Origin of the sequence: Streptomyces bikiniensis (assembly GCF_000716625.1) — a bacterium.
GTDB lineage: Bacteria > Actinomycetota > Actinomycetes > Streptomycetales > Streptomycetaceae > Streptomyces > Streptomyces bikiniensis.
In genome coordinates this window covers 1-213 of sequence record NZ_JNXJ01000147.1, presented here as the reverse complement: position 1 = coordinate 213, position 213 = coordinate 1, and the positions used below count along the sequence as shown (strand labels likewise).

Sequence of the window (213 nt, the reverse complement as noted above, 5' to 3'; positions counted from 1 at the left end):
AGTACCATCGGCGCTGAAAGGCTTAGCTTCCGGGTTCGGAATGTAACCGGGCGTTTCCCTAACGCTATGACCACCGAAACTCTATGAAACTGTACGAACTCAACCGGCAAGGGAGTTCGTTGTTTCAGAACTAACACAGTGGACGCGAGCAACTGAGGACAAGCCCTCGGCCTATTAGTACCGGTCAGCTCCACCCTTTGCAGGGCTTCCACA

1 rRNA gene is annotated in these 213 nt (G+C 53.5%); it reads right to left on the bottom strand.

The annotated features are described in order from the left end of the window. A 5S ribosomal RNA gene (rrf, locus tag OO47_RS33160) occupies positions 1–78 on the bottom strand; the annotation flags it as partial. Positions 79–213 lie beyond the last annotated feature (135 nt).